Genomic DNA, 1,947 nt, shown 5'->3' on the forward strand with positions numbered 1-1,947 from the left:
GCTCCGTCCTGATCGATGTGCTGTCCTGCAGGCGGAACAATTCCAACAGCGGCGTGATCTCCCGCATTGCCGGCGATGCGATCGGCGCTGACACCTTCCTCCCGAATATGGGAACGGAGGATTTCCTCGCATGCCTTTCTCGTCAGTCACTCGAAGCGTCGTGCAAAGGCACTTCCGTCCACCCACGCGCCCGGATGCGGGAGACACGCGCCGCATTGGTCGAACATTTTAAGGAAGGGCATTTTGTCCACCCGGCGGCGCTCTTCGCGCCGGATCAGAGAGACCTCGCGGATCTCATCAAGCACGCGGAGGCTCCGGAGCAGGATTACCCGGCCTCGGCGGAGACGCCTGTGACATCGACCGCTGCCGCCGGCGCGGACGCGGGCGTTCCGGATCCCGATCCGCAGGACGGCCAGGACGACGACGAGATGCCAGATGCAGCCGGCGACGATGCTCCGGACGAAAACGAGTCCGCCTTCGGCATCGCGGCAGAATAGCCACGCCTCCCATTCCCGACTGAACGCCCCGCCGCCGGCCATCACCGGCGGCGGGTCTGTTTTGCGCTATCGCAGAATCCTATGAAGGAACCTCATGTCTGCGTCTCTGATCTATGATCTCGCTCCCATCGGCTCTATAATTGCCTGGTCCGACGGCACCCCGCGTCCGCCCGAGCGATTCGAAAAGAAGCTTGCCGCCTGGCAGACCCGGAATAGCAAGGGTCGGCTTATCAGCAAGGAAGGACCGCACACATTGGGCAATTACTTGTCCCCGGCGCACTTTACCTTGCATGAGGCGGACTTCGGCGGAAAGGACGTCGTCGTCCTTCGCGTCCATCGCACATTCCGCATCGATTCCAATCTCACGTTCAAAGTGCTCGAACGCCCTCTGGTAGGGTCCATCCGTGTCTTGGATCACCACGGCGCCGCAGGCGAACTTGCCCATCTTGCCGAAAACCGCGAGGCTGCTCAAGCTTGGCTGACCAGGCATGGCTACCCGAACGCGGTGCTCGAAGAGGTGTCAGCGGACGAAGTGGCCGCTGATCATGTCGAAGGGAGGAGCGCGGCGTGACATCGCTCAGTCCACGGAACCTGCTCGCGGCGATGGAGTCGTCATGCCGCGAGACCCATCAGCATTTCAATCTCGTTCTTCGCCAGATCGCCGCGCGTGCCGAACGTATGACCGTTACGCAGAAGGTAAAATCCCGGTCGCATCGTCGGGGTCGGTCCAACTGGACGCCTTCCGACGATGAACTCTATGGCGAGGCAGAATCAGGCGCTGGCCGCAGTCCGCGAAAAGCCCGGCGAAAATGCTGGGTGTACGGCGGCATAGGTTAGCCGGGTCCAGTCAGCATGCAGGCCGAAGGGTGCGGCAGCGGCAGAGATTGGCACGGGAGGCGGTCATAGGCCTCGTCTGCTGAATTCCGGTCTTCAGTCCGGGACGCGCTCCCATGCCGGATCGACCTTCGGTTTGTCACGGTCTTAAGCCGGCGGTCGGTCGTTTCAAGGCCGCTTGCGCGCCGCATTGCGGCCTCCGCCCCCTCCCTCGCAAGACGGCTCCGCGGACTGCGCAGGGTCTTACCCCGCTTGCCCGCAAACCCGTCCCGCTCGCTCAGAGGCTCCGGGCCTCTGAAAGCGCCCGTCTTTCGCCGGCTTTCTTCGACCGTACCGAAGGGCGTTCCGGCAAGGGCCGACGCGAGCCTTCGGCGAAACTGGAAAGGAAACCAGACATGGCTAAGCCCTCAACCAATCGCCAATCCGCCCGCGTCGTCCAGCTCCGCAAGGGCGCCACAATCGAAATGGTCCGGCTCACCTGCCCCGATGCCGCCCAGGCGATCAAGATCGCCGAACGCTTCGGCACAGCCGTCGTCGACAGCGACGGGATCCGCGACCTGCATGAGCGCCTGATCATCGAAACCGCCGATACGCTCAGCGAAGGTCTCGGTGAGCG

The 1,947-nt window shown here is 63.2% G+C and carries 2 protein-coding genes and 1 pseudogene; all 3 read left to right on the forward strand.

Going from position 1 to position 1,947, the window contains the following annotated elements:
* On the forward strand, positions 1-497 hold a 497-nt coding region (locus tag AC1D06_RS42475; RefSeq protein WP_477991570.1), incomplete at its 5' end, for a plasmid partitioning protein.
* 94 nt (positions 498-591) lie between these two features.
* Positions 592-1,068 (forward strand): hypothetical protein, encoded by a 477-nt coding sequence (locus AC1D06_RS42480; RefSeq protein WP_477991571.1) that lies wholly within the window; start codon positions 592-594, stop codon positions 1,066-1,068.
* A 658-nt stretch (positions 1,069-1,726) separates the two neighbouring features.
* Positions 1,727-1,947, forward strand: a pseudogene (locus AC1D06_RS42485) (hypothetical protein); the annotation flags it as partial.

The sequence above is a fragment of the Rhizobium sp. P2_G2 genome, from assembly GCF_056403555.1.

Coding starts and splice junctions, on each gene's coding strand:
- AC1D06_RS42480 (WP_477991571.1), top strand. CDS start 592: ATGTCTGCGTCTCTGATCTATGATCTCGCTCCCATCGGCTCTATAATT.